The 23,137-nt window shown below is 32.5% G+C and carries 19 protein-coding genes and 1 pseudogene; 5 read left to right on the top strand and 15 right to left on the bottom strand.

The features are described 5' to 3' along the window. Nucleotides 1-28: 28 nt before the first annotated feature. The 8 genes and pseudogenes from PQF83_RS16270 to PQF83_RS16235 form a co-directional block, all read right to left on the bottom strand. Complete coding sequence (locus tag PQF83_RS16270) at nucleotides 29-454, bottom strand: YfmQ family protein (RefSeq protein WP_000214638.1); 426 nt, start codon at nucleotides 452-454, stop codon at nucleotides 29-31. A gap of 21 nt (nucleotides 455-475) precedes the next feature. Next, nucleotides 476-1,147, bottom strand: a complete 672-nt coding sequence (locus tag PQF83_RS16265) for an LrgB family protein (RefSeq protein ID WP_000242954.1) — start codon at nucleotides 1,145-1,147, stop codon at nucleotides 476-478. Nucleotides 1,148-1,170: 23 nt separating this feature from the next. Beyond that, nucleotides 1,171-1,527, bottom strand: coding sequence for a CidA/LrgA family holin-like protein (locus PQF83_RS16260; RefSeq protein ID WP_000878383.1), 357 nt, complete (start codon nucleotides 1,525-1,527; stop codon nucleotides 1,171-1,173). 33 nt (nucleotides 1,528-1,560) lie between these two features. Further along, nucleotides 1,561-2,994 (bottom strand): MocR-like pyridoxine biosynthesis transcription factor PdxR, encoded by a 1,434-nt coding sequence (pdxR, locus tag PQF83_RS16255; protein ID WP_000454977.1) that lies wholly within the window; start codon nucleotides 2,992-2,994, stop codon nucleotides 1,561-1,563. Between the two features lie 186 nt (nucleotides 2,995-3,180). Further along, entirely contained in the window at nucleotides 3,181-3,372 is a 192-nt protein-coding gene (locus PQF83_RS16250) for a hypothetical protein (RefSeq protein ID WP_000575328.1), read from the bottom strand. Between the two features lie 214 nt (nucleotides 3,373-3,586). Continuing rightward, nucleotides 3,587-3,700: pseudogene (locus PQF83_RS16245) on the bottom strand (GntR family transcriptional regulator); the annotation flags it as partial. A gap of 37 nt (nucleotides 3,701-3,737) precedes the next feature. Continuing rightward, the gene (gene plcA / locus PQF83_RS16240; RefSeq protein WP_000095616.1) at nucleotides 3,738-4,721 is read right to left on the bottom strand and encodes a phosphatidylinositol diacylglycerol-lyase; all 984 of its coding nucleotides are present in this window, start codon (nucleotides 4,719-4,721) and stop codon (nucleotides 3,738-3,740) included. A 177-nt stretch (nucleotides 4,722-4,898) separates the two neighbouring features. Next, nucleotides 4,899-6,740: a S8 family peptidase gene (locus tag PQF83_RS16235; protein ID WP_000689178.1), complete on the bottom strand. Its 1,842-nt coding sequence runs from the start codon at nucleotides 6,738-6,740 to the stop codon at nucleotides 4,899-4,901. Between the two features lie 295 nt (nucleotides 6,741-7,035). Here PQF83_RS16235 and PQF83_RS16230 point away from each other — a divergent pair, with 295 nt between their 5' ends. The 3 genes from PQF83_RS16230 to PQF83_RS16220 all read left to right on the top strand — a co-directional run bounded on the left by PQF83_RS16230 (nucleotide 7,036) and on the right by PQF83_RS16220 (nucleotide 11,836). Continuing rightward, the gene (locus PQF83_RS16230) at nucleotides 7,036-7,833 is read left to right on the top strand and encodes a cell wall hydrolase (protein WP_000770997.1); all 798 of its coding nucleotides are present in this window, start codon (nucleotides 7,036-7,038) and stop codon (nucleotides 7,831-7,833) included. Between the two features lie 264 nt (nucleotides 7,834-8,097). Beyond that, the gene (locus PQF83_RS16225) at nucleotides 8,098-9,435 is read left to right on the top strand and encodes an NAD(P)/FAD-dependent oxidoreductase (protein ID WP_000272417.1); all 1,338 of its coding nucleotides are present in this window, start codon (nucleotides 8,098-8,100) and stop codon (nucleotides 9,433-9,435) included. A 481-nt stretch (nucleotides 9,436-9,916) separates the two neighbouring features. Further along, on the top strand, nucleotides 9,917-11,836 hold the full coding sequence (locus PQF83_RS16220; protein ID WP_000791046.1) for an LTA synthase family protein: 1,920 nt from the start codon (nucleotides 9,917-9,919) through the stop codon (nucleotides 11,834-11,836). Between the two features lie 99 nt (nucleotides 11,837-11,935). On the opposite strand, the gene PQF83_RS16215 is transcribed toward PQF83_RS16220, so the two are convergent. Continuing rightward, complete coding sequence (locus PQF83_RS16215; protein WP_001998064.1) at nucleotides 11,936-14,749, bottom strand: dynamin family protein; 2,814 nt, start codon at nucleotides 14,747-14,749, stop codon at nucleotides 11,936-11,938. 453 nt (nucleotides 14,750-15,202) lie between these two features. On the opposite strand from PQF83_RS16215, the gene PQF83_RS16210 reads away from it, so the two are divergent. Beyond that, a complete protein-coding gene (locus tag PQF83_RS16210; RefSeq protein WP_000461127.1) occupies nucleotides 15,203-15,388 on the top strand; it encodes a hypothetical protein in 186 nt (61 codons plus the stop codon). 389 nt (nucleotides 15,389-15,777) lie between these two features. Here the strand turns inward: PQF83_RS16210 and PQF83_RS16205 are convergent, their stop codons facing one another. From PQF83_RS16205 to PQF83_RS16180, 6 genes are all read right to left on the bottom strand, one after another. Next, nucleotides 15,778-16,764: a choloylglycine hydrolase family protein gene (locus PQF83_RS16205; protein ID WP_000337580.1), complete on the bottom strand. Its 987-nt coding sequence runs from the start codon at nucleotides 16,762-16,764 to the stop codon at nucleotides 15,778-15,780. 234 nt (nucleotides 16,765-16,998) lie between these two features. Further along, nucleotides 16,999-18,360, bottom strand: coding sequence for a sensor histidine kinase (locus PQF83_RS16200; RefSeq protein WP_000416689.1), 1,362 nt, complete (start codon nucleotides 18,358-18,360; stop codon nucleotides 16,999-17,001). Beyond that, nucleotides 18,348-19,010: a response regulator transcription factor gene (locus tag PQF83_RS16195; RefSeq protein ID WP_000101079.1), complete on the bottom strand. Its 663-nt coding sequence runs from the start codon at nucleotides 19,008-19,010 to the stop codon at nucleotides 18,348-18,350. Before PQF83_RS16195 ends, PQF83_RS16200 begins: the two co-directional genes overlap by 13 nt. Nucleotides 19,011-19,051: 41 nt before the next feature. Then, nucleotides 19,052-19,810, bottom strand: coding sequence for a lantibiotic immunity ABC transporter MutG family permease subunit (locus PQF83_RS16190; RefSeq protein ID WP_000261155.1), 759 nt, complete (start codon nucleotides 19,808-19,810; stop codon nucleotides 19,052-19,054). Nucleotide 19,811: 1 nt separating this feature from the next. After that, nucleotides 19,812-20,564, bottom strand: a complete 753-nt coding sequence (locus tag PQF83_RS16185; protein WP_001055396.1) for a lantibiotic immunity ABC transporter MutE/EpiE family permease subunit — start codon at nucleotides 20,562-20,564, stop codon at nucleotides 19,812-19,814. A gap of 3 nt (nucleotides 20,565-20,567) precedes the next feature. Then, on the bottom strand, nucleotides 20,568-21,272 hold the full coding sequence (locus tag PQF83_RS16180) for a lantibiotic protection ABC transporter ATP-binding protein (RefSeq protein WP_001002806.1): 705 nt from the start codon (nucleotides 21,270-21,272) through the stop codon (nucleotides 20,568-20,570). Nucleotides 21,273-22,159: 887 nt separating this feature from the next. Between PQF83_RS16180 and PQF83_RS16175 the strand changes: the two genes are divergently transcribed. After that, on the top strand, nucleotides 22,160-23,125 hold the full coding sequence (locus PQF83_RS16175; protein WP_000572124.1) for an SHOCT domain-containing protein: 966 nt from the start codon (nucleotides 22,160-22,162) through the stop codon (nucleotides 23,123-23,125). Nucleotides 23,126-23,137: the final 12 nt, after the last annotated feature.

The following is a 23,137-nucleotide window of genomic DNA, read 5'->3' as shown; positions in this document are numbered from 1 at the left end:
AGTCTGAAAAATCCTTATAGATCTCTTCTTAAGCATACTCTTCGGTTATTACTAATGGTGCAAGAGTTTGAAGACTTTTTGAACGTAAACGATAGGCAACAATTTTCTTTTTATATTGCTTTATTACATCAATATGTTCTTCATGGCTATATAAAGAAAAGCTAATCTCTTTATTCCCTTTCTTCGTTTTAATCACGATTGGTGTTCCTTCCCCGTGCGGCGGAAAATAATGCTTATCTAAAAATAAAGCCTCATTAAATTCATGAATAACTTGTAGTTTCGTTTCTCCCTCTATATTTTTTCCATCTATCGATATAGAGGTATTCTCTTCCTCAAGTTTTTGATGCAATTCAAATTTACTAATAATTGATTCTACAACAGAAGTCGGCATACTAGAAACTAATACTTTAATAGCTCCAAAAACAAATAATGTAACTATAAACCATGTTGTCATTTTCATCATCTCCATTACATGTCAAAATATAAATTTCGTTCCAAACGGTATGAATATACTAATAAGTATTCCCGTAACAATCATCGTCACCGAACCGATTGTCGCTTCTCTCTCGCCTTCCTTCACGAGACGACTTACCCCGATAATATGTGATGCGCAGCCCATTCCCACGCCTTTTCCAATCGTACTTGTTATACGGAACAACTTAAGTACTGTTGGTCCAATCATAGCACCTGTTATTCCCGCAACAACTACAAAACTAGCAGTCATAGATGGAATGCCACCAATTTGCTCCGCTATTGAAATAGCAATAGGCATCGTTGCTAATTGTGGTAGGGTGGTTAGTATAAGTTCCTTATCTATATGTAACATTCCACCAATCACTACATTCATAGTCGTTAAAGCCAGTATACCTGTCACTACGCCGATTAGTATCGATAAAAAGTTTTTCATCAGTATCTTTCGCTCTTTAAATAGTGGTATCGCTAACGCTACGATTGCAGGACTCAATAAGCTTGAAAGAATGTCTCCCCCATTTCCCCTATACTCATGATGAGAAATACCAAAAATCAAAAATAAACAAATCATAATTGTAGTAACTGTTAACACCGGTAACGTGAATGGAAACGTAAATTTTTTATATAACTTTGTCGCCAATAAATAAATTACTACTGTAATAATAATTAAGACCATTTGCATCTTGCACCTTGTCGATTTTATTTTTTGGATGTTACTACTAATTGACTTATATACCCTGAAACAATCAAAGTTACTACCGTACTTGCAACTACTAAAAGGAATATACTACTTCCCTTACTAAAAAGAAAAGACCCGTATTCCATCAGTCCTGTTGTCGAAGGGATTAAAAATAACGGTAAAAATACGATTAACTTTTCCGCACCTTCCTCAAACCACTTTAATGGTAAAATACGAATAGAAAGGAGTAGAAAAAGCATTAACATCCCTATTAAACTTCCTGGCATTGATAGATGGAATACCCCTTGAATCCACGTACCAACTAAGCTAAATACATATAGCACGCCTACTTGAAGTAAAAGCATCACGTACTTCATTTCTTTCCCTCATTTCAATATTACGCATTACTATTATGAAATTTCATTTAACGTTTCCGCAAATCTCGTCATTCCCAGCTGAATTTGTTCGACATTTACTCTCCCAAAAGTAAAACGAACATATTCACTTTTAGTACCTAAAACACTCCCCGGGACAAACGCTACACCATTTCGTATAGATTCACCTAATAAATGATATTCATCAAACGTTCCTTGCACTTTGCACCATAAATGTATTCCACCCTCTGGAACAAAGAATTCCACCTGGTCCCCTAATATTTCTTCAAGCTTTCTAATTAACGCATCTCTTCTTTCCTTCAATTGTCCACGGAGCATTGTAATATGTGCATGAAAATCTTCTGATTCTAAAAATTGATTTGCCACCCACTGCGTAAATACGCTATGGCCAAAATCAACTTGCTGCTTTGCATCCGCTAAACGTTCTATTACACGCATTGGGCCAATTACCCAGCCAATACGTAATCCTGATGCAACAATTTTTGATAATGAACTTATATAAAGAACATTGCCGTTTTGATCCATTGATTTTAATGTTGGATTCACTTCTCCATTAAATGAAGTTAAGCTATACGGATCATCTTCTACAATCGGTATACCAAATTCAGAAGACAGTTCTAAAATCTTTTTACGTCTTGCTAATGAAAGCACAGTTCCAGTTGGATTTTGATAATCCGGATTTAAAAATACCATACGAATACGATGCTTTTTATGCAAATCAATTAAGTCTTCTGGATTCATTCCATGCTGATCAACAGGTAAATGGAATATTTTTAAGCCAGCAGATTTAAACATCGGCAGTGAAAAACAATACGAAGGGTCCTCAATTGCAATCGCATCGCCAGGTTTTAATAAGCATTGAACGATAAGATTAAGTGCCTGTTGTGCGCCTGATGTAATAAGGATAGAATTCGAATCTGATTCAATTTGTTTATATTGCTGAACATGTGCCGCAATTGTTTTTCTCAACATTTCATTTCCAAGTGGATGGTCATAACCGAGGTTTTCCATAAATGTTTTCTCCGACAAAATTGTTCGGAATCTATCACTCGGAATTAATTCTGGTGACAATTCACCACTCGCTAAATTAATTAAGTCTTCTTTTTGTGTTTCCGTTCTAATTTGTTGAACGAGTGGTACGTTAGGTAAGAACGATCCATCCTCAACGTACCTACCCCAGTTCGGTATTCGTTTATGTGAAACACCCCATATGTCTGTATTCACCCGTGTTCCGCTTCCTTTTTGCCGTTCTACTACTCCAAGTGATTTTAATTCTTCATATGCAGCTACTATCGTACTCCTATTCACCTGTAATTCTTTTGCTAACATGCGCTCAGAAGGTAACTTACTGTCAGAAGGAAACTCACCTGAAGAAATACCTCTTTCAATATAATCCGCTATTTGTTTATATACAGGCGTCTTATCTGCACGATTTGGTTTCCATTCCATATAGTTGCCTCCTTTCAAAGCTAACTACCCTCAATTTATTACTAACAGTATTTACCGTAAAAATAGTATTAATTAGTCACATTTTCTCATCCTAAAATGGATATATTAAAATAACTCCGTTTCTGATTACTCGATAGCTTCTGAAATTCCAGCTTCATACTCTCGTTGCAGTTCTGTTACAAACTATCAAATTATTACCGCATACCATGTTACCCCTAGCAGTAGAACAAAAAGAAGGAGAATATAGATTACAGATAAATTTTTCACATTTCTCTTTGTGGACTTGCCGTAATTCTCCTCCACATTTCGCGCAACTAGCACGGTCCCAAACAGCGATCCAACTACAATAATAACGACTAGTGAAATTGCAAAAATCATTGTATTTCCACCTCTCTAAAGACAATCTATTTTAATAAAGAATTTCCTCTTTAAAATGTTAATAACATACTACCTTTCTTCTCTTATCATAATGGATGTTTGCCAAAAACGGACCAACCACTTTCATGTTTTTTTGCTCATCCACTTTAAAAATAAAAAGCAACTGATCACTTATAATCAGTTGCTTTTTCGTAAAGTTAATTATATTCATTTTTCACTTAAAATTGATCCGATTTAAAAGTTTGGCCTTTTCATAATGAAACATCGATTGAGATAATTCGAAAATTGTCCCGTTTACAAGACAAACTGTATTTTTAATAAGAAGCGCCGTATTTTATCGCTTCTTACTCTCATCATCTTTATTCTTATATAAGTGACTCATTCGCTCTTATAACTTCTTGATACAGTAATGGTGACCACTTTTCATTTATATAATCTTGAATGATCCAACCTACTCTTGTAGGATTCTTTTGTTTTATATGGTTTGCAATTTCAGGATTTATGTAAGAGGCGTAGTAATATGGACTATTCCATGCTGTACCACCAGAAGACAAACTTGTAAAATTAATATATAGATGATGTAAATCCTCACTATTATTCATCGTTTCATTGATCGTATCTTTAATAGATTTTACTTTCTCATCATAACCCACTTTATATTTATCTTGTACCGTTACATTTACGTTTTGATTTACAGTTGTCGTAAACGTCTCATTATCTGGCCAATAAAAATTATTATATCCTCCAGATTCATTACTACCGCCATATCTTTTTAGTAGTACAATTTTCCCACGAGCATCTCCCAATTTTATATTTCCTTCTGTTTTTAAAAAGATAGGATCAACAAAATATTTTTTTTCAAACACATTACTAAAGGAACCTTCTGCTCCTTTCATATCCTCATACTCTTTTTTTAAAGACATAATAATTGTTTCACTCGGGTTATCTTTTAAAAATTGTTTCGCTTCGTTTATGAATTCGTGCAGGGTTACATAAAGATATAATGGCCCATGATGAAGAACTATCGTATTATCATCTGTTAAACGTCCTCTTATATCAAAAATTCTAGCTCCATGATCCATTTGGTAACGAAAATCATATTCTTGCGTCATTCCCCATACTTGCTTAATCGGATTTTGCAACTTAAACGTTCCACTATCATGTGTTCCTGGAATTGAAATTCGTGCTAACGGGATATCATCAGGTATAGGTTGCATCCATTTTGACCAATTTTCAAGCTCATTAACAGAGCTAGCCGCAACGACTCTCTTCTCATGTAAAGCAAATACAAATGTGATAAATATCGTACTACATATGAATAATTTCAAAATAAATTTCTTACTGCTCATTATTATTCCTCCTTTTTTTGTTTTATATCAAACTTATTGAATATAATATAATCTGGTGAGTAAAAAATAAATATCATTTCATAAGTATGAAATATTGCATAGAAGTAAAATTAAAAAATCATTCACATATACTAAATTAGAAAAATTCAAAGGAACTTCATCTGAAGTTCCTTTTGCTTATTTTATGTTCAATACATATGAACCATCTTTATTCTCATATTTATAGACGTATAAATAATATTTACCTGGCTTTGCATTATAAGTTCCTTTAACTACATTCCCTTCATTTTCACCATATGCTACATAGTTATTTAAATCTGATTCATGATGAAGTACCCATGTCATTCCGATATTTTGTTCATTTAGTAGGGATATGTTAATATTTTCCGGTGAGTCAATTTGGAAAGTAAATACATCTACTCTATCACTATTATGTAGCGTTCCTTTCACCGGTGTATGAAAGTTAACTTTATTTGCCTGTCTAGGCTCATTATTTGGTTCATTTTCTATTACTTGTAACTCATTCCCACCGTTTGGTTTTCTTTGTTCATAACCTAAGTTAACTAGTATAGACTTCAAATCTGGTAAAACACCTATTTTATCTACATGTGGATCTTTAGATTTTGTTCCTGTGTTCTTGTTGCTTAATATTGCTCTTAGTTCACTCGGTCTATATGGTTGTCCTAAATTTTCTTTAGCAATGCTTTGTACTAAAGTCGCTGCTCCGGCAATAATAGGTGACGCACTCGACGTTCCACTAAAGCTAGGTGTATAAAGATTTATAGCACTTCGACTTTGCTCAGCTGTAGTTGTATCTACGTTTTCTCCCCAACCATAGACATCAATACGGCTTCCATAATTCGAAAACCACATACGCTCATGAGGGAGAGATGAAGAGCCCGCTCCTACCATAATTGCACCTGAATCTTTAAAATCTTTACTATTACGATTTAAAATTTGTTTACCATTTCTATCTTTAAATTGATCTAAATCATTCCAACCATTTGCTCCAGCTTCTATAATGACAACACCTTTATCTGTACCAGCACGGATCGCATCAAAGATATCTGGTTGTACTTCAACAGGTAAATATTTATCACCATATCCATCGAAAGATGCTTGTGCCTCTAACAATAAAACATCCCCAGCTTCTAACTGATTTACAGCACTTAATATTGCATCAGCCGTATTATACTGTCCGTTATCTCTTATTTGAGAGATAACTTTTGCTTTCGCTTTTGGCGCAATCCCAATATTTCCAACTTCATTGTCCTCAGAGGAGACAATTCCTAGTACAGACGTCCCATGACCGACATGCTGATCTATATTTCTTCCAGACATTAATTCAATATTTTGATTTACTAAATCCTCATGATTTAATAGCCATCCGTATTCCATATCAACAAAAGTGATACCATTTCCATTACCACCTTGAATTCCCCAAGCGAAAGGCGCATTAATACCGTATGGGGCTGCTTCAAGATAACCTTGTTTTTTAAATCTAGGATTATTATTAGGATTAAGAGCTACACTTGATGATTGCACTTCAGGTGGCATTATTTTCTCTTGTTTCTTCATATAGACATCTTCTATTAAAGAAGATGCCTTTAACTTATCTACTATTTCTTCTTCATACCCACTATTTTGATTTTGAAGAATATAGTAGTTTAATAAACTTGTAGATACATGATTAGGTGCTTTCACTTCAAGGTTTTGTATTTGTTCCGGGCTTACAGATGTGAATAAACGAGTAAATGTTACATCTGGGTATTCTGCCAAAAGATTTTTTATTACTTTATCATTCGTTTGAGATGGTATTTGTTTTTCAATACCATCTTCATATGGCAAATCCAAATCCGCTTTAAATTTTACAATGATTTGCTTATCTGTTTCTTGTTCTATTCCTAATTTACTCTGCTGTTCTATAGAATCAGCATGTACACTATTGATAGCGCCTCCTGTTCCTAAAAGTGTTGTAATGATTATAGTTGACGCACACATTTTTTGAAATATTTTCATTACTTCAACCCTCCTATTAATAATAACTAAATCATTATATTAATCTATAATGATTTGATTTCTATAACATATTCCCTTTCTACTAAATAGATTATAGTAATCAAAAATATGAACTTCAATGTATTTTCATATGCAATATTTCATATTCGGGCTCTACACTACATGAATAAGAAACTTATAATGATTATTTATTTTATATGTGCTAATATACTTACATTAATATATTACGCATATACACATCTCAAACTACATTACTTAAAATTTTTACCTTAATTTTTTCTTAGGAGGATTTACAATGAAATTACTAAAAATAAAACATATAATCCCTATATCTGCGGCTGCAATTACATTCGTATGTAGTCAAAGTACAGCTGAAGCTTCTACCATTCATACAGTAAAGAAGAATGATACACTTTGGGGCATTAGTAAACAATACGGCGTTTCAATACAATCCATTAAACAGGCTAATCATAAAGGAAACGATCAAACTTTCATTGGCGAACAGTTACATATTCCAGGTTCCGTCAACTCAAATGAAATCACTGTTCGCCAAAACGCCAAACCTGCGAACATTTCTGAGCAAATTATTTATCAAGTACAACCGGGAGATTCATTGGAAGCGATAGCAAAGCGTTACAATGTTACCGTTCAATCTATAAAACAAATTAACAATACAGTCGGAAACAAGCTTTATACAGGACAACATATAAAAATAAACTCAAGCATTTCAGAAAAAGAAAAAGACTTAATGGCACGCTTAGTTACTGCTGAAGCAGGTGGCGAATCGTATAAAGGAAAAGTAGCAGTAGCGAAAGTTATACTAAACCGTGTAAACGCAAAAGGTTTTCCAAATACAATAACAGGCGTTATTTATGAACCTATTAAATACGGATATGCATTTACTCCTGTTACAGATGGAAGAATTAATCAACCTGCAAGCGCAGAAGCAAAAATGGCTGTAGAAGAGGCTATCTCCACAAATGGAATACATTCTGATTGGCTTTATTTCTATAATCCGAAAACATCAACAGACAAATGGATTACGACACGTCAAACAGTAGCAGTAATCGGTAACCACGTCTTCGCTAAATAAGATTTAAATGCATTAACAGACCTTTTCACTTAAAAGGTCTGTTTTTTATATATAAGTTTTTATTAATCATATGACATAGTGATCTTTTAAAACTATCCCTTCTTTCAAATAAAAACATTTGTATTTACTCCACCAGTCGAAGAAATGAAAAAGCATCAAGTTCAAAAACTCCCTCTTTATTAATAAAAGCTATTTCTTAACTTCATAAAATTGTTATACACTAGAAAAATAAAAAACAAACTATTCGTTAGCAGGTGAAAAAATATGTATGATGTTACAATTATCGGCGCTGGAGTAAGTAGCATTTTTATGGCTTATTCACTAGCTAAAAGTAACAAAAAGGTTTTAATTCTTGATAAAGGTAAAGCGCTAGAAAATCGCCATTGTCCTTTAGACGAAGGAAAAGCTTGTAATTGTACTACATGTGATAAATATTTCGGATTTGCTGGTTTAGGAAAATCTGAAGGGAAATTTAATTATACAAACGGATTTGGTGGAGAACTTGAGCAAAAAGTTGGGAAAGAGGGTTTTATACAACTTATGGCTGAAGTAGATGAAATTCTATGTCAGTTCGGAGGAAATTCAGTTTCAAAATATTCTACAGAAAATCCAAATCTCAATAAGAGAGCTGAATCGTGTGGTTTACAAATGCTAACAACAGAAGTACGGCATCTTGGTACTACCCTTTCAAGTGACATTTTTCAGCAACTCTATGAATTTTTACTTACGAAAATAAATATACAATTTCATATAGATGTACAACATATTATGAAACAGAAAGATCATTTTACTATAGATACAAATGAAGGAACATTTCAATCTAGACAACTAGTATTTGCAACTGGGCGTTCCGGAGCAGATTGGTTAAAGGAGATGTGCACTTCTCTACATATTTTTCAGGAACAAACTCGTGTAGATTTAGGTATCAGGGTAGAGATGAAAGAACACCAATTACGTTCTATATTAAAAGATACATTTGAGACAAAACTTTCGTATGAGCATAAAGGTTTCACAGCAACTACGTACTGTATGAATCCAAAAGGACGCATTATTAGAAAGTACGAAGAAGGTCTAGTTATGCCTGACGGTCAAAATTTTCGGGAGAAAGGAACTGGTACACCTAACTTAAACTTCACTTTATTTATCCCGCTTTATTTTCCAACTCTCAAAGAAGCAAATCTGTATGCAAGCTCAATTATTAAAGGCATTAACCAAGGACAAGATCGGATTGTTATACAGCGCTTAGAGGACTTATTAAAAAAAGAACCTACAATAGCGAACGATATGAAACATAACCGTATACAACCTACACTACAAGGAGATTATGGAGATTTGCATACAGAAATTCCTCCATTATATATTGAAGGACTTAAAGAATTTTTATTACGCTTAGAACAATTTATCCAAGAACCGATCGATAAAGATACTTTATTATATGGAATTGACGGAAAGTTTTATGCTCCTACGATAAAACTCAATAATCATTTTGAAACAAATATACATGGACTATTTTTAGTTGGGGATTGTTCAGGCGTCACTCATTCATTATCTCAAGCTGCTGCAAGTGGATTGTATGTTGGAAAATATTTATCTGACATCTAATTGCATAATTAAGATACCAATCAAATATTTTAAGTTTCACAACGCTTTATTTATGTAGTAATAGCATAAATCACTATCCTCCCTCCGCTAACGATTATCCCACAAGGAATCGAGATTTCATGAGATACATATGTAATATAAACGTGTATATATAACTATTGACATTCAATTCTAACAAATTGAATGTCAATAGTTTTACAAGCCTCTATTCAGTTCCACCTTCATTTGTTCGATATTTTGTAACATCACCATAGTGTTTAATATGTTAGGATGTCTATAAGTATTTTTTACTACAACTATGACTTTTTCTGCTCTGTTCTAAAAAATAGATTTACGCTTGAAAATTCTCCATTGTACGTATGTGAATACTTTATTTTTTTACCTTTAGAAACCATTAGCTAATTGATTCATTACACTCTAATAGTTATAAAAATATAATATATAACACAAGTTAAATAAATTATATAAAGAAGGAGTAAAAATGAAAAATAAAATCAATTTACAAATGCAAAATATAAGCTTTGTTTTAATAATTGCTTTAGCAGTATGGTTAAAAACATATCTTATTACAAGATTCAGTTTTGATTTAAAAATTGAATCTTCTACACAAGAGCTTATTTTGTTTATTAGCCCTCTCGCTGCTTCATTAGCTTTTGTCGGATTCGCATTATTTGCAACCGGTGAAAAGCGAAATTATATCGCGCTATGTATTAATTTCTTATTAACAATTGTACTTGTTGGGAATGTAATGTTCTATGATTTTTATAGTGATTTCGTTACGTTACCAGTACTTGGACAAACATCAAACTTTGGCCAATTAGGCGGTAGTATTATAGAAATATTGAACTACAAAATTATACTCGCATTCGCAGACATTATTTTCTTCTTTATTTTATTAAAGAAGAAGGCACTAGTCTTCCAAACGGGGCGCGTAACTCATTCGACACGCTTGTTATATTTTCTCTTAACGATTGGTGTATTTTTTGCAAATCTACATCTTGCAGAAAAAGAGCGACCTGAATTACTAACGAGATCTTTCGACCGAGTCATGCTTGTTAAAAATTTAGGACTATACACGCATCAAGTATATGATTTAACACTACAAGTAAAAGCAGGATCACAAAAGGCACTTGCTGATAGTAGTAAATTACAAGAAACAGAAAACTACGTGAAGGCAAACGAAAGTGAGCCGAATCCTAACATGTTTGGTGTAGCGAAAGGAAAAAACGTAATTGTTGTTACTCTTGAATCCTTACAAACCTTTTTAATAGGCGCAACAGTTAACGGACAAGAAGTTACACCATTTTTGAATGAATTCATAAATGAAAGCTATTACTTTGATAACTTTTTCCACCAAACTGGGCAAGGAAAAACATCCGATTCTGAATTTCTAATTGATACGTCGTTATATCCATTAAATCGAGGAGCTGTATTCTTCACACACGGTAACAATGATTATACTGCGACTCCAGAAATTTTACGTCAGCAAGGTTATTTCACTTCTGTATTCCATGCGAATAACGCAACATTTTGGAATCGTAATATCATGTACTCTGCTCTCGGTTATGACCGTTACTATAATGAACTTGATTACAAAATTACGCCCGAAACAAATTTAAATTGGGGATTAAAAGATATCGAATACTTTGATCAATCAGTAGATATATTAAAAACTGTTGATCAACCATTTTATGCTCGTTTCCTTACTTTAACGAACCATTATCCATTTACGTATGATGAAGATACAAAATTCATTGAACCATATAACTCTGGTAATGGCGTATTTGATCGTTATATCGTAACAGCACGTTACTTAGACGAATCAATTAAAAAATTTATTGAGCGTTTAAAAGCCGAGGGAATGTATGATGATTCTATTATTGTATTATACGGTGATCATTATGGCATTTCTGAAAAACATAATCGTGCAATGGCACAGTTTTTAGAAAAAGATCAAATAACAGAATTTGATACTTTAAATTTACAACGTACACCTTTATATATTCATGTCCCTGGACAAACAGAAGGTCAAACGATTTCAAAGCCTACGGGACAAATCGATATGAAACCTACTATTCTCAATTTATTAGGGATTGATACTACGAACGATATTCGTTTTGGTCATGATATGTTTTCAGATGAATATACCGGTTTTGTTGTTTTACGTGATGGTAGCTTCATTACAGACAAATATGCATACAAAAACAACACTTTCTATGACCGCATAACAGGTGAAATTGTAGATTTACCAAAAAAAGAAGCTCAAGCACTCATTAACCGTGCACAAAATGAATTACGAATGTCTGACAAAATTATTGAAGGAGATTTACTACGTTTCTCAGAAAGTAATAAAATTAAAACTGGCGAAGTACAAACTAAAATTAAAGAAACTGAAAAATAATGTGAATATGCAAAGGGAGCAACTCATTACAGTTGCTCCCTTTTACTCTCTTATAACATGTGATGCAATTTCACATAAAAAATCTTAAATATTTTACTTTTATTCTGCACTTGTTTCTAAAATTACATCTGTATAAGTATGATCATCACCCATATGTAAAATTACTTCACATTGACGTAATCTCAATTCAAAGAGCATGATAGAATCATGATAAACTTCAGGATTTGATTTCATTTTATGTAACATCTCTTGTTTTTCTTGTATTTCTAATTGCATATTTTCTACAGCTTGTTTCAAGGAGTTAAATGGATTCCTAAAGAAGATATGAATATCTCGCTCTTGTGTGTTTTCGAATAGCTCAAATTGCAAGAAAAATTTCTTCATAATAGAATCCGTTACCTCAGTATAATCTTCATTTTCTACATACTGTTTGTATTTGTTATATAACATAGTTTTATTTTTAGGAAGAACTCCAAATAATTTACCCGCACTTTTCAGTAAAAATTGTGCTGGCGTAAATCGACGTAAAATATTTACTTCATCCATTTGTATTCTAGTCGTCATTCTGTCAGTATCTCTGCGCCAGTCATCCAGCACTTTAAAGTCACATTCTAACTGTATTCGATTTTCTCCAAATAAAGAATTAAGTCCTTCACTAAGTTCTTCTAAGTACGATTGACTTTGAAGGAGCTCATTATGAGAAGTTGCAATCCAATTTTGCATAGAAAGAGCAAGATGAGGTAATACCGTTTGTTCTAAATATTTATGCACTCTTTCATTCATTGCTTTATTTAGTTGCGTATCCATGTGACCGAAATCGCTTTCTTCACTTATTAAATCAGAACAACTCTGTAATACCTTCGGTATATTTTCAGTAAGATCATTCGTAATTTCCTTTTTCATTGTACGATATGACTCTGTAATGAAATGAATTTTTTCCCTCTCAAATGCAGTAAGGTTATTCATGCTACCGTTTAGTTTCACTAGCATATCTTCATTCCACTTAATCGCATCCACTAGATTGTTTTCTTTCTCAACGCGTTTAGCTAAAAGATATGTAATTGTTTTTCGGATGAAGAACAATAGCTTTTCAGTACGTTCTGCATCAATATTTTTATAATTAAAGTTAAAATGAATAAACTCAGTTAACTCATTCAATTGTTGATTACTCGTATATAACGAAGAATAAGGGAAAATCCTCGCATGCGGGAAATATGTGTTTATTCTCGCTGCCGTATCATGTAATACTCTTTTCACTTCTGCTTCACTATAAATGTTATCGATTTTATTTAATAAGAAATGCACTTGTAAATTTGGTGTATGTTCTTGAATGCTTAATAGAATATCACGCTCTTTATCAGTAAAAGGTGAATCCGCATTCAATACAAACAATAATTCATCCACGGAATTTAGATATTCAAATACCTCATCCCTAGTGTCGTTATTCCTATTAAAGCCAGGTGTAACTACAAATGTAAGTTTATTTTCACTTAAAAATTTGCATGGTAATTTAAATTCAACACATGCTCTATCCCTATACGTTTGATGGTGTTGAGACATCATATTATGATAATCAGAGATATCTTCCGTTGTTGTAATTGCAGCATCTGTTATGGCGTTAATTTCTGTATGAGCATCATTTTTTAAAACTACTACATTTGAAATTGATTTTTCTAATAGATTTTCTCCTAATATAGAGTTGATAAATGTAGTTTTTCCGTTCCCTGAAGTTCCTGTTACTAAAATACGATTTGTTCTTAAATCTGCAAGTTCGTCAACTAACCATCTAAATCGTTGACCTATTTCTATATTGTTCTTTTGTGCCCACTGTGTAATAGATTCAAAAAGATGTAGACTGTACTCTAAACCATTCACATGATTCATAGAATATAACAGTAGCTTTTCCGCATGTTGTATATCGCCTGAATCTATTTTAGATGGAAAAATCTCATCCCATGCCAATACAGCTGCTGATGGAAATACAGCATAAGACGGATTGACTACTTTTAACCAATTTGTTAAAAGACTTGGAATGATATCGTGTAATTGTTTAAGCATATATTGCCCTTGAATTAATGCAAAGTATGTTTCTTCGTAAAGAGAAGAAATTTTGTCCCATATATCGGACGACTCTATTTCAATATGTAAGAAAAATTCATTTATTGTGTTAAGCCACAATAAGTAATTTTGTTCATTTTTATAACTGTTCCAAAGTGATGAAACCATTTGCGTAAATTGTACTTGATCTACATTATTTAATGTAACTAATGCATCATAAAAATAATCTGGTGAAATATGTTTAGTAAATCCTTTATCGATATATCCTTTTAACACCTCAAACCAAGGATAAGATTCTATTCGAATTAACTCATTCACAGCAAGCTCTACTGCACTATCAAAATCTTGTTGTTCCTCATAAAAGGAACGGGCAATTTTTGTGACATTCGGATAATCCGGATTTAAAGAAACCGCTTCTTTAATAACAGCGAAAGCTGCTTCAAAATTATTTTGCTCTATGTAAAGAGAAAGTAATTGTAATCTAATTTCTGTCATCAATATTATATTATCAGTAGCAATGGAAGTATAAACATTTTCAGCAACTGCTAATTGATTCAGTTCGAAATAAGCATCCGCAATATTTTTTTGTGCCCATGGTGCTAATTCATTACTAACCTTCTCCCATTTAAAAATAGCTGCTTCAAAATCTTGATGCTGATAATAAAATTCACCTTGCGCAAAACGAATATAAGATCCATCAGAAATCTCATTTTTTTCTTCGTTTACATAAGCTTCTCCAAGTACGTCAAGAGGTGGTTTTGTTACATTCTCCATTAGGAATGTTTCATAATACATCTTTTTTATTAATTGTTTTTCTATTCTCATCTTTTCCCCCACTATATCTTGAAAATACATTTTTAAGATATGTCAACACTTTATTTATGTATGCTTTTTATCTTAACAAAGAATATCTTTTGGAAAATTTCATTTTCCTTTCATTTTTCAAGTTAGATTGAATTTTTATGAGAAAAGTTTCAGTTTTTTTTCAATTCCCTTTCAGTTATGAAACAGCATTAAATGTTCCTAATAACATAATAACACTATAATATTCCGCATTATATTATCAGGAAAAACCTATATGAATCATATTATAAAAACAATTTATAACGAATATATATGCAAAAACACCTCCCAAAACAAATAACAAAAATCAATATCATATATTTCACAAATTATTTTCCTTTAAAATATTTCAGTAGTTTCGTAATTAAATTCCATTAACCTCTATAAATAACTAGTCCAAAAAAAATCTATATGCATATCATGTTATAGTAAAGAATTCAGGAAATCCTAAAAGGAGGCATTTTCATGTTTGAAGATAAATCTAAAATAAACTACCCATATGAATTTACCGAAACTACAACAATCCCGCTAAAAAACCCTATCAATAAAAATTTCAAAAACGGCTCTGGTACACATAATTTCCCAATTAAGAAGCATTATAAAGAGCAGGTGCTATATACGGAAAAAATTAATAATAATAAAAATAAATAAGCGTATAGGCTCTTATAACAATTAATCAAATAAGAATCTATATTAGACCTTGTATAGTTATAGGTAATATATAAGTTTTTCTTATACAACTCATGTACTTTTAAAAAGTGCTGATATACAGCGCTTTTTTATACATAGATAATAGAAGAACCAAAAAGGTATGGATATTTTCCACACCTTTTTGGTTCTTTACTATTTATAAATAAATTCCACCTTCACTGCTCCTTAGCTAATGCTCCTAGCAGCAAAATTCTACTCGTTGGAGTCATTGAAGAAAGGAGTAGATTTATGATAAATCCCAAAGTTAAAGAAGCACCCAAGAATGATATAAACCATTATTGCTCTATTATATATATTCAAAAATGCACCAAACATTGTTTCAAAGCTACTTAGTTTTCATAAAATATTTTTTGTTTTCGTTGGAACGGATAGGCTTTAATCTCATCTGTATCTAAATTTTCATGAAATAAATGAACAGCTATAATTTGTCTACAATCGTAAGTATGATAATAATATGTTCCGGACTCCATACACATTACGCTTGTATATATGGTATTATCTAATGCCCCTTCTTCTGTTATTACTCCGCCTTTAGGTACCTCGCAATTTGATAAGATATGAAAAAGGGCGGATACTCCCTCTTCTTCACTATCTATACCTTGAATGTTTTGTTTGCCATATGCTGCCCGCACAAACCTCGATGGCGGGGTGAAATCCCCTGGAAGTCCCATTGAGCCTGAGCCCTGGCCAAAAGCACTTAATGGTAAATTACTCCATTCTGTTGGCGCGAATGGCTGCGATTTAAGGCCAATATATTGTCTTAAATTTTGCAAATGCCAATTAAACTCCGGACTATTCGTCATCACTCCTAGTGGGTTATCATACATCTTTAATCCTTCATTTGTCGGCTCCAGTACAATGCAATCTCCCCATTTATCGGCTAAGATCCAATGTAGCGGTGGCGTAAGTCCTAAATCCGGTAATGGTATATCCAAAAAGGTAAGGCTATCTACAGATTTCTTTAACTCTTTGACAGAATTGAATTGTGTAAGACTCCAAGCTACAAAATCAAATGGAGCTAAATTCGTTTTATTTTCATCTATGCTTTGACTATAAGTAGCGAATCCTGGAAAATAGAGTGTTGCACATGTCATACCTGCTTCATTTACTCCGTCCGCCATAATGATCCTTCCTTGATGATTAATTCCCATTCCGACCGTAGCATGTTTCGTATTAATGATTTCACCAGTTATATTATTCCACTGGTAATGTCGAGGAATAATTATTACTTCTTGATTCATATCTAATGTGAAGTCCATCGTTCTTGCAAAAAGATGCTGACCGTTTTTTGTCTCTAATGTCAAACTAGTACACATAAAGAACACCCCATTTTATGGTTTTATCTACACTTTACATAAATCCGATAAGTCTGTAAATTAAAAACCTCTTTCCTTACAAACAAATTAAGAACGTACATATAAATTACAAATAGGTTGAGGTTATCTCTAGTTTATATTTGATCTTTTTTAATAACTCATTTTCAGCTTTTAGTAGGTTTCGCTCCGCTTCTAAACGTGCATATTTTTCTTCTAACGTAAGCTCCTTCTCTACTACGCTGATATTTCCAAAACAACTTTTGCACCGTGCAGCTTTTCCGAATTACTTAAGTAAAGGTTTCCACCGTGTTGCTTTGCAAAGCTTTTAGCAATGTATAACCCCATTCCATGATGATCTTTGGAGTTTCTACTTTTATCTCCCCTATAAAACTGCTCTGTAGCTGAATGCATTTCCTCTTCTGTAAACCCTCTTCCCGAGTCCTCTACAATAAATTGCAGTTTTTCACTAATCATTTCCACTGAGAACATCAAGTCACCCTTTGTTGGAGAATATTCAATTGCATTCATCATTATATTCATAATTGCTCTTTTCAAAGCGGTCTCGTCAATAGGAATATAATTTGGTATGTCCTGAACATTTTCAATTAGATTTAACTGTTTGCCTAAAACACAAATTGCACTTTCTTCTATAATATTACCAATAAAGTCGCGGAGATCTGTTCGCTTGAATTGAAGTGAAGCGCCTTCCTCACATTTCGTAATATCGAGTAAAGATTTCATATATATTTCCATCTCATCAATACTTTTCAAAATATGCTCATTACATTTCTTCTGATTTGAATCTAGCATTGATTCATTTAATAGCTCTGCATTCCCTCTCAATATCGTTAATGGCGTTTTAATATCATGTGCCAAAGCAACAATCTGCTCTCTTCTATTTGTTTCCATATTCCACTGTGTACGTAATGAATGATTTAATTCATCTTTCATTTTTACTAAAGAAGTTAATACTTCATTCACTTCTTTTATTTTAGATTGTTCCACTTGAAAATCTAAATCTTCCTTTTGAATTTTATCTGTTACCTTTCTCAAAATCAGCATTTCCTTTGACAATGATTTACCAAAAGAGCGAGATAGAAATATCACTTCGGCAACAAATAATAGAATAAAAAGAACAATTTCACAAACTTCCGGACTCGGTAAATACTTCTGCAAAAAAGGGGTTTTAAAAGTAGCATGTAGCGTATATAGAATGACACAAATATCTTTATCACGTTCTATAACTGCATAGTAGTACGTACTGTCACCTTTTTCATCCTTATGTATGTTATTCCATATTTGTCCCGCATAATCTTTATTAATACTCCCTTGAATAACGTTTCCAGAAAAATCATACACAACATATTTATATTGCTTTAGAATTTGATCATCGTCCTGCTCTACTTTAACTATAGCATCTCTTTGCGACTCAATCTGTTTTTCATAATAATTTGCTGGTAAGATTATTTCTGCGTTAACTCCAACTTGGAATAGAATCATAAAAAAAGTCACTAAAGCAATCGTCCCTATTGAAAATGCAAAAATATACTGTATTAAAATCTTACTAAGGTTGACTTGCTTTTTCACTTTCTCCATTTATAACCAATTCCCCATACTGTTTCTATTGGATTCATGCCATACTTAGATAATTTATGACGGATATTTTTAATATGTTCCACAATTACTTGGTTATCACTTTCTCCCTCATAACCAAAAACATTTTCATAAATCTTTTCTCTTGAAAATACTTGTCCATGATTCAAAGCTAAATATTCGCAAATTCCATACTCACTTTTCGTAAATGCGATAGATGTATCGTCATGCCATATTTCTTTACATGACAGATGAAATGTAAGACCTGACAGGAAAAATGCATTTTGCTTTTCTCTATGCTCACGCCTTACATGTGCGGACACCCTCGCACGTAGTTCTCCAATCCCAAAAGGTTTTGTAATATAGTCATCTCCACCGAGACTAAGCCCTGTGATCAGGTCCTTCTCCATTGTTTTGGCCGTTAGAAACACAATTGGACTATCGACCAAATCCCGTATTTCCTTACAAAGTGTAAATCCATCTATTTCTGGCATCATGACATCTAATAGAATTAAATCAAAATGACAAAATTTTTCCTTTGGTATAGTAAGAGGATTACTAACGGCTGTTACCTCATGACCTTCTTTCTCTAAAGCACTTTTTATAATGTAAAGGATGCCGTCTTCATCATCAATTGCTAATATTCTTGCCATATAGAATCCCTCCCCACTCTTCCATTATAATACAATTATACTTACATTTCTTTGCGTCCTTCATAAAAGGAAAACCACATAAGAGAAATAACAAATGCAATGATCGTGAAACAAACACAAATCACTGCTCCAGTTGCTGCTTCTACTGGTAAGACACGAATAGAACTAGGACTTAATTTGTATCCCAAAAAATAATTGCATAATCTCGCGCCCCATGCACATGGAATGCATTTCCAAATCACATCCCCCATCCCTGTAAGCATTAAAGCTACCAGCAAGCTGTCTATAATTCCAATCCCAATGGAAGCACCTTTACTAAAGCGAAAATTTAAGAACAGATGCCATATATACATAAAGATTTGACAACTAAAAAGAATGAAGGAAATTTCAACATACAAAGCAAATGGAATTTCATTTTGTCCTAACAGAAAATGAAAACCTGTAGCAAATCCAAAAACTGCCAACATAGTGGAACAAAACCCACATATTAAAAGTAAACATACTTTACTAATTAACGCTTTACGTCTTCCGTATTCCGTTGATAAAAGTTCTTTAAAATTTCCTGCCAAAGCTTCCTGTTCCACGACAGAAGAACTCACTATGCTAATTAGCAACGGAAAAGATATCGATAATACTTGTATATAGCCTGAAACTTTATTTATAGAATCAAATTTTGAAAAGGAATAATAACTTAAAAAAAGAGCAATACCGATGATTGGCATCGCTACATGTATCCCGAAAAAAATCGTGTGTTTCATTTTTATAAAATCAGCTCTTAATATCCTCGACAAAACCACCATATTATTTTGCCTCCTGCTTTTCAAACCACTTTGCCGTCACATAAGTGAATAACAGGAACAACACAACAGAAATTACTATGCCTGGCAAAATTGCATCGTAGGAAAGTAGTTCTGGTTTAAACGTTACACTTCCGGTTTCTGCATACAAACCATTTGGTAGTATTTTTAAAATAGGGATCATCAGTCTACTTGGATATGTGTATGGACTAATCATCCAAATATTTTTTGTTGCCAATACAACTCCAAAAATTCCATTTGCCCCTACATTCAACAGAAGCGTCGGAAATAGACCTATTTTGTTACCTAAAAACAAGCAGATTGGAATTTGCCACATAAAAGTAACGATTAAAAGAACGCTTCCTAATAGTGCATTTACCGTAGAAATGATTCGGAAATTCTCTTTATTTACTAGTAAACTAGATAACTCGATTTCACAGAAAAACAGTATGCATGAAAAACTCAAAATCCCTAAAATTAGTAATACTTTAGAAATCCATACTCGCTTTAATGAAACTGGTAACGATAAGATGGAACGATTATTCATTTTTTTATCTTTCTCCGCAAGAAGTACACAACTTAAAGAAACCATTCCCGGAAGCATCGTAATGTACCACCAGTTGTAACTAGATAATTGAAAATAATCCGCCGATAATAAAAAGGCAATTAGTATTGTAGCAAATGGAACTAGCCATATAAGTTTATTCAAAAAAGTATGTCTAATTTTAATTTTTTCAGATGCAATATATAGATTCATTTCTTATGCCTCCCTTCTATACTTTCCAGCCACTTGTACAAATAAATCTTCCAAGTCATCATTCTTATTCAATTTCCCCTGATACCCCAATACACCACCTGATATAATCCCAACATGATCTGCAATTTGACTTACTTCGCTTAAAATATGACTCGATAAAATGACCGTAATTCCTTTTCCAGGAAAGGATAGAATGAGTTTTCTTAATTCCTGAATTCCAAAAGGATCCAGTCCATTCATCGGCTCGTCTAATATTAAAAACTTCGGATGGTTCAGCAATGCAATCGCAATTCCCAATCGTTGTTTCATCCCCATAGAAAAATCCTTTGCTTTTTTCTTTTCTGTATTCTCTAGCTCCACAACATGCAATACTTCATCAATCCTTGATTTAGGCAAACCTAAAACAGTCGTACGAACCTGCAGGTTTTCTCTTGCTGTTAAATTTTCATAAAGCGGAGGAGACTCAATTAAAGCACCAATAGAATGTAGATCGTGCCGCGTCCATTTATGACCATCAAAGTAAATCTCACCAGAAGTAGGTGTAAGCATGCCTGTTATCATTTTTAAAGTGGTCGATTTCCCCGCTCCATTAGGACCTAACAATCCATAGATTGAATATTTCGGTACAGAAAGCGAAATGTTTTTTACCACACTTTGCTTTCTAAATGTTTTACAAAGATATTTTGTTTCTAACATAATCTCATTCATCCTAAACTTCCTCCTCGTATATTGTAATTCTAGAATAAACGACAATTATAAGGATTCTATAAGGAAAATGAAAAAACATATGGTCAAAGAAAAAGTTCTTCTCTCACGGAACTTTAATCTTTTCCCCATATGTTTTTCGTATTCTATTTCTAAAACATTTAAAGTTCATACAATTTTTAAATATAACATGTGTGAAACTGTGGATTCACATGATTTTTCGACACTTGCTATTACTGGCGCCTTGTTTGGACTTAAAATTGCGATTACTCCAAATGAAATCGTTGTTACCTAATTTAAAATCGAACTATTTATCGATTTAGTTATATAGAGAAGATGAGAAAACACATAAGTTTTTGTAAATATCGAATAAATTTTGATTAAATTGATACTAATAATGAACTGAAATAAAGAGCACAATTCTTGTTTTAGAATTGTGCTCTTTTGAGGAATAACTTCTCTATATAAATTATGATCAATTCCTTTACTCGGTGCTTAATATCGTCTATTTTTGGTAGATGCTTGTCCATATGGTTCCTCCCATTATAAATTCTTATGAATAGGAACATAAATATAATCAATTTCCCTTTTATATTCACAAATCACATCATCCAAAGTATCAACGCTAGTCTGAAGAGTAACTGATTTTAATTTTTTCTTTTATAAGCATTGTGGTAATTTGTCTAAACTAGTAGTCTATTTATAAAAAATGGGAATCCCCTAATACCAAATGTTCTTATAATGAATTAGTTCACCCTATCTGATCCATTAATAATCAAATAACATTTTAACACTATTTTACTAATATATTCTAAATATTGCCAATTACTCTTATTATTATGATATACTACCTTTAAAAATACACAATTTGAACAGGAGAATGATTAACTTTGATTGAAAATCAATTACTAGACTTTTATAAAAATAAACTAACTAGCTGGAATTTAATATATAAACCTATTTCTTTAAAATATAAAATTTTCAAATCTATTTTCGCCATTATTTCTTTAATTTTTATAGGATTATATCTTTACGCTGTATTTTCGACAAATAATAATAAAACTATTTTATATAACCCTTTTGTACACCTTACTATATATTGTTTAATTGTCTTGACATTTTTTCAACTTTTCAAAAAAACAGTGATGATACCTGCCCAAAATCAGGCTTATAAAAAATATAAGATAGAAGTTAAAAGCCCTTATTGGAATGAATCCATTAGTTTAATAATCAAATCTTTTTTAACTCAAAACAACATATTAACTGGTAAACCAGAAACAGATGAAAAAACATTAGACTTTTTAATAGACATTTTTCATAATCGTATTGATCAACTCGAGAAAAAAGGATGGGCATCCATCCTTTCAACCTATGGTGGATTAGCTTTACTATTTATCATTCCTGCTTGGACAGCCTTCAACCAATGGATGAATAATCCTACTAATAAAACATTGATTACTAGTTCTCAAGCAATAGGCTATTTTTTAGGAATTAGTTCTCTTATACTAATAATTATATTTTTCATTTGGGCGCCTATCCGTCAAGGGGTTTTAGAAGAAATGTTTTCTTCCCAATTAAAGGACACCCGACACCTTACACAGGCTCTAGAAAATATAAAGCTTGCAATACACACTCCAGCATATTATCAAAAAATCGAATCCAAAATTATGCAACCACAGATAATAGATTCAATCATCCAAGAATATATGAATGACAGTCAGGAACAGACAAATATTTCCCCTCTTCCTAACAACATGTTTGTCGCAGATGAAATTGAAAAATTAGCGATTTTAAAAGATAAAAAAATCATTACAGATGCAGAATTTATTAAACAAAAAGAAAAACTTTTAGACTAAATCCAAACAAAA

This window comes from Bacillus sp. FF-1, from assembly GCF_028548245.1.
GTDB lineage: Bacteria > Bacillota > Bacilli > Bacillales > Bacillaceae_G > Bacillus_A > Bacillus_A paranthracis.
The sequence above is the reverse complement of the archived record's forward strand: the minus strand, read 5'-3'. Positions and strand labels throughout refer to the sequence as shown.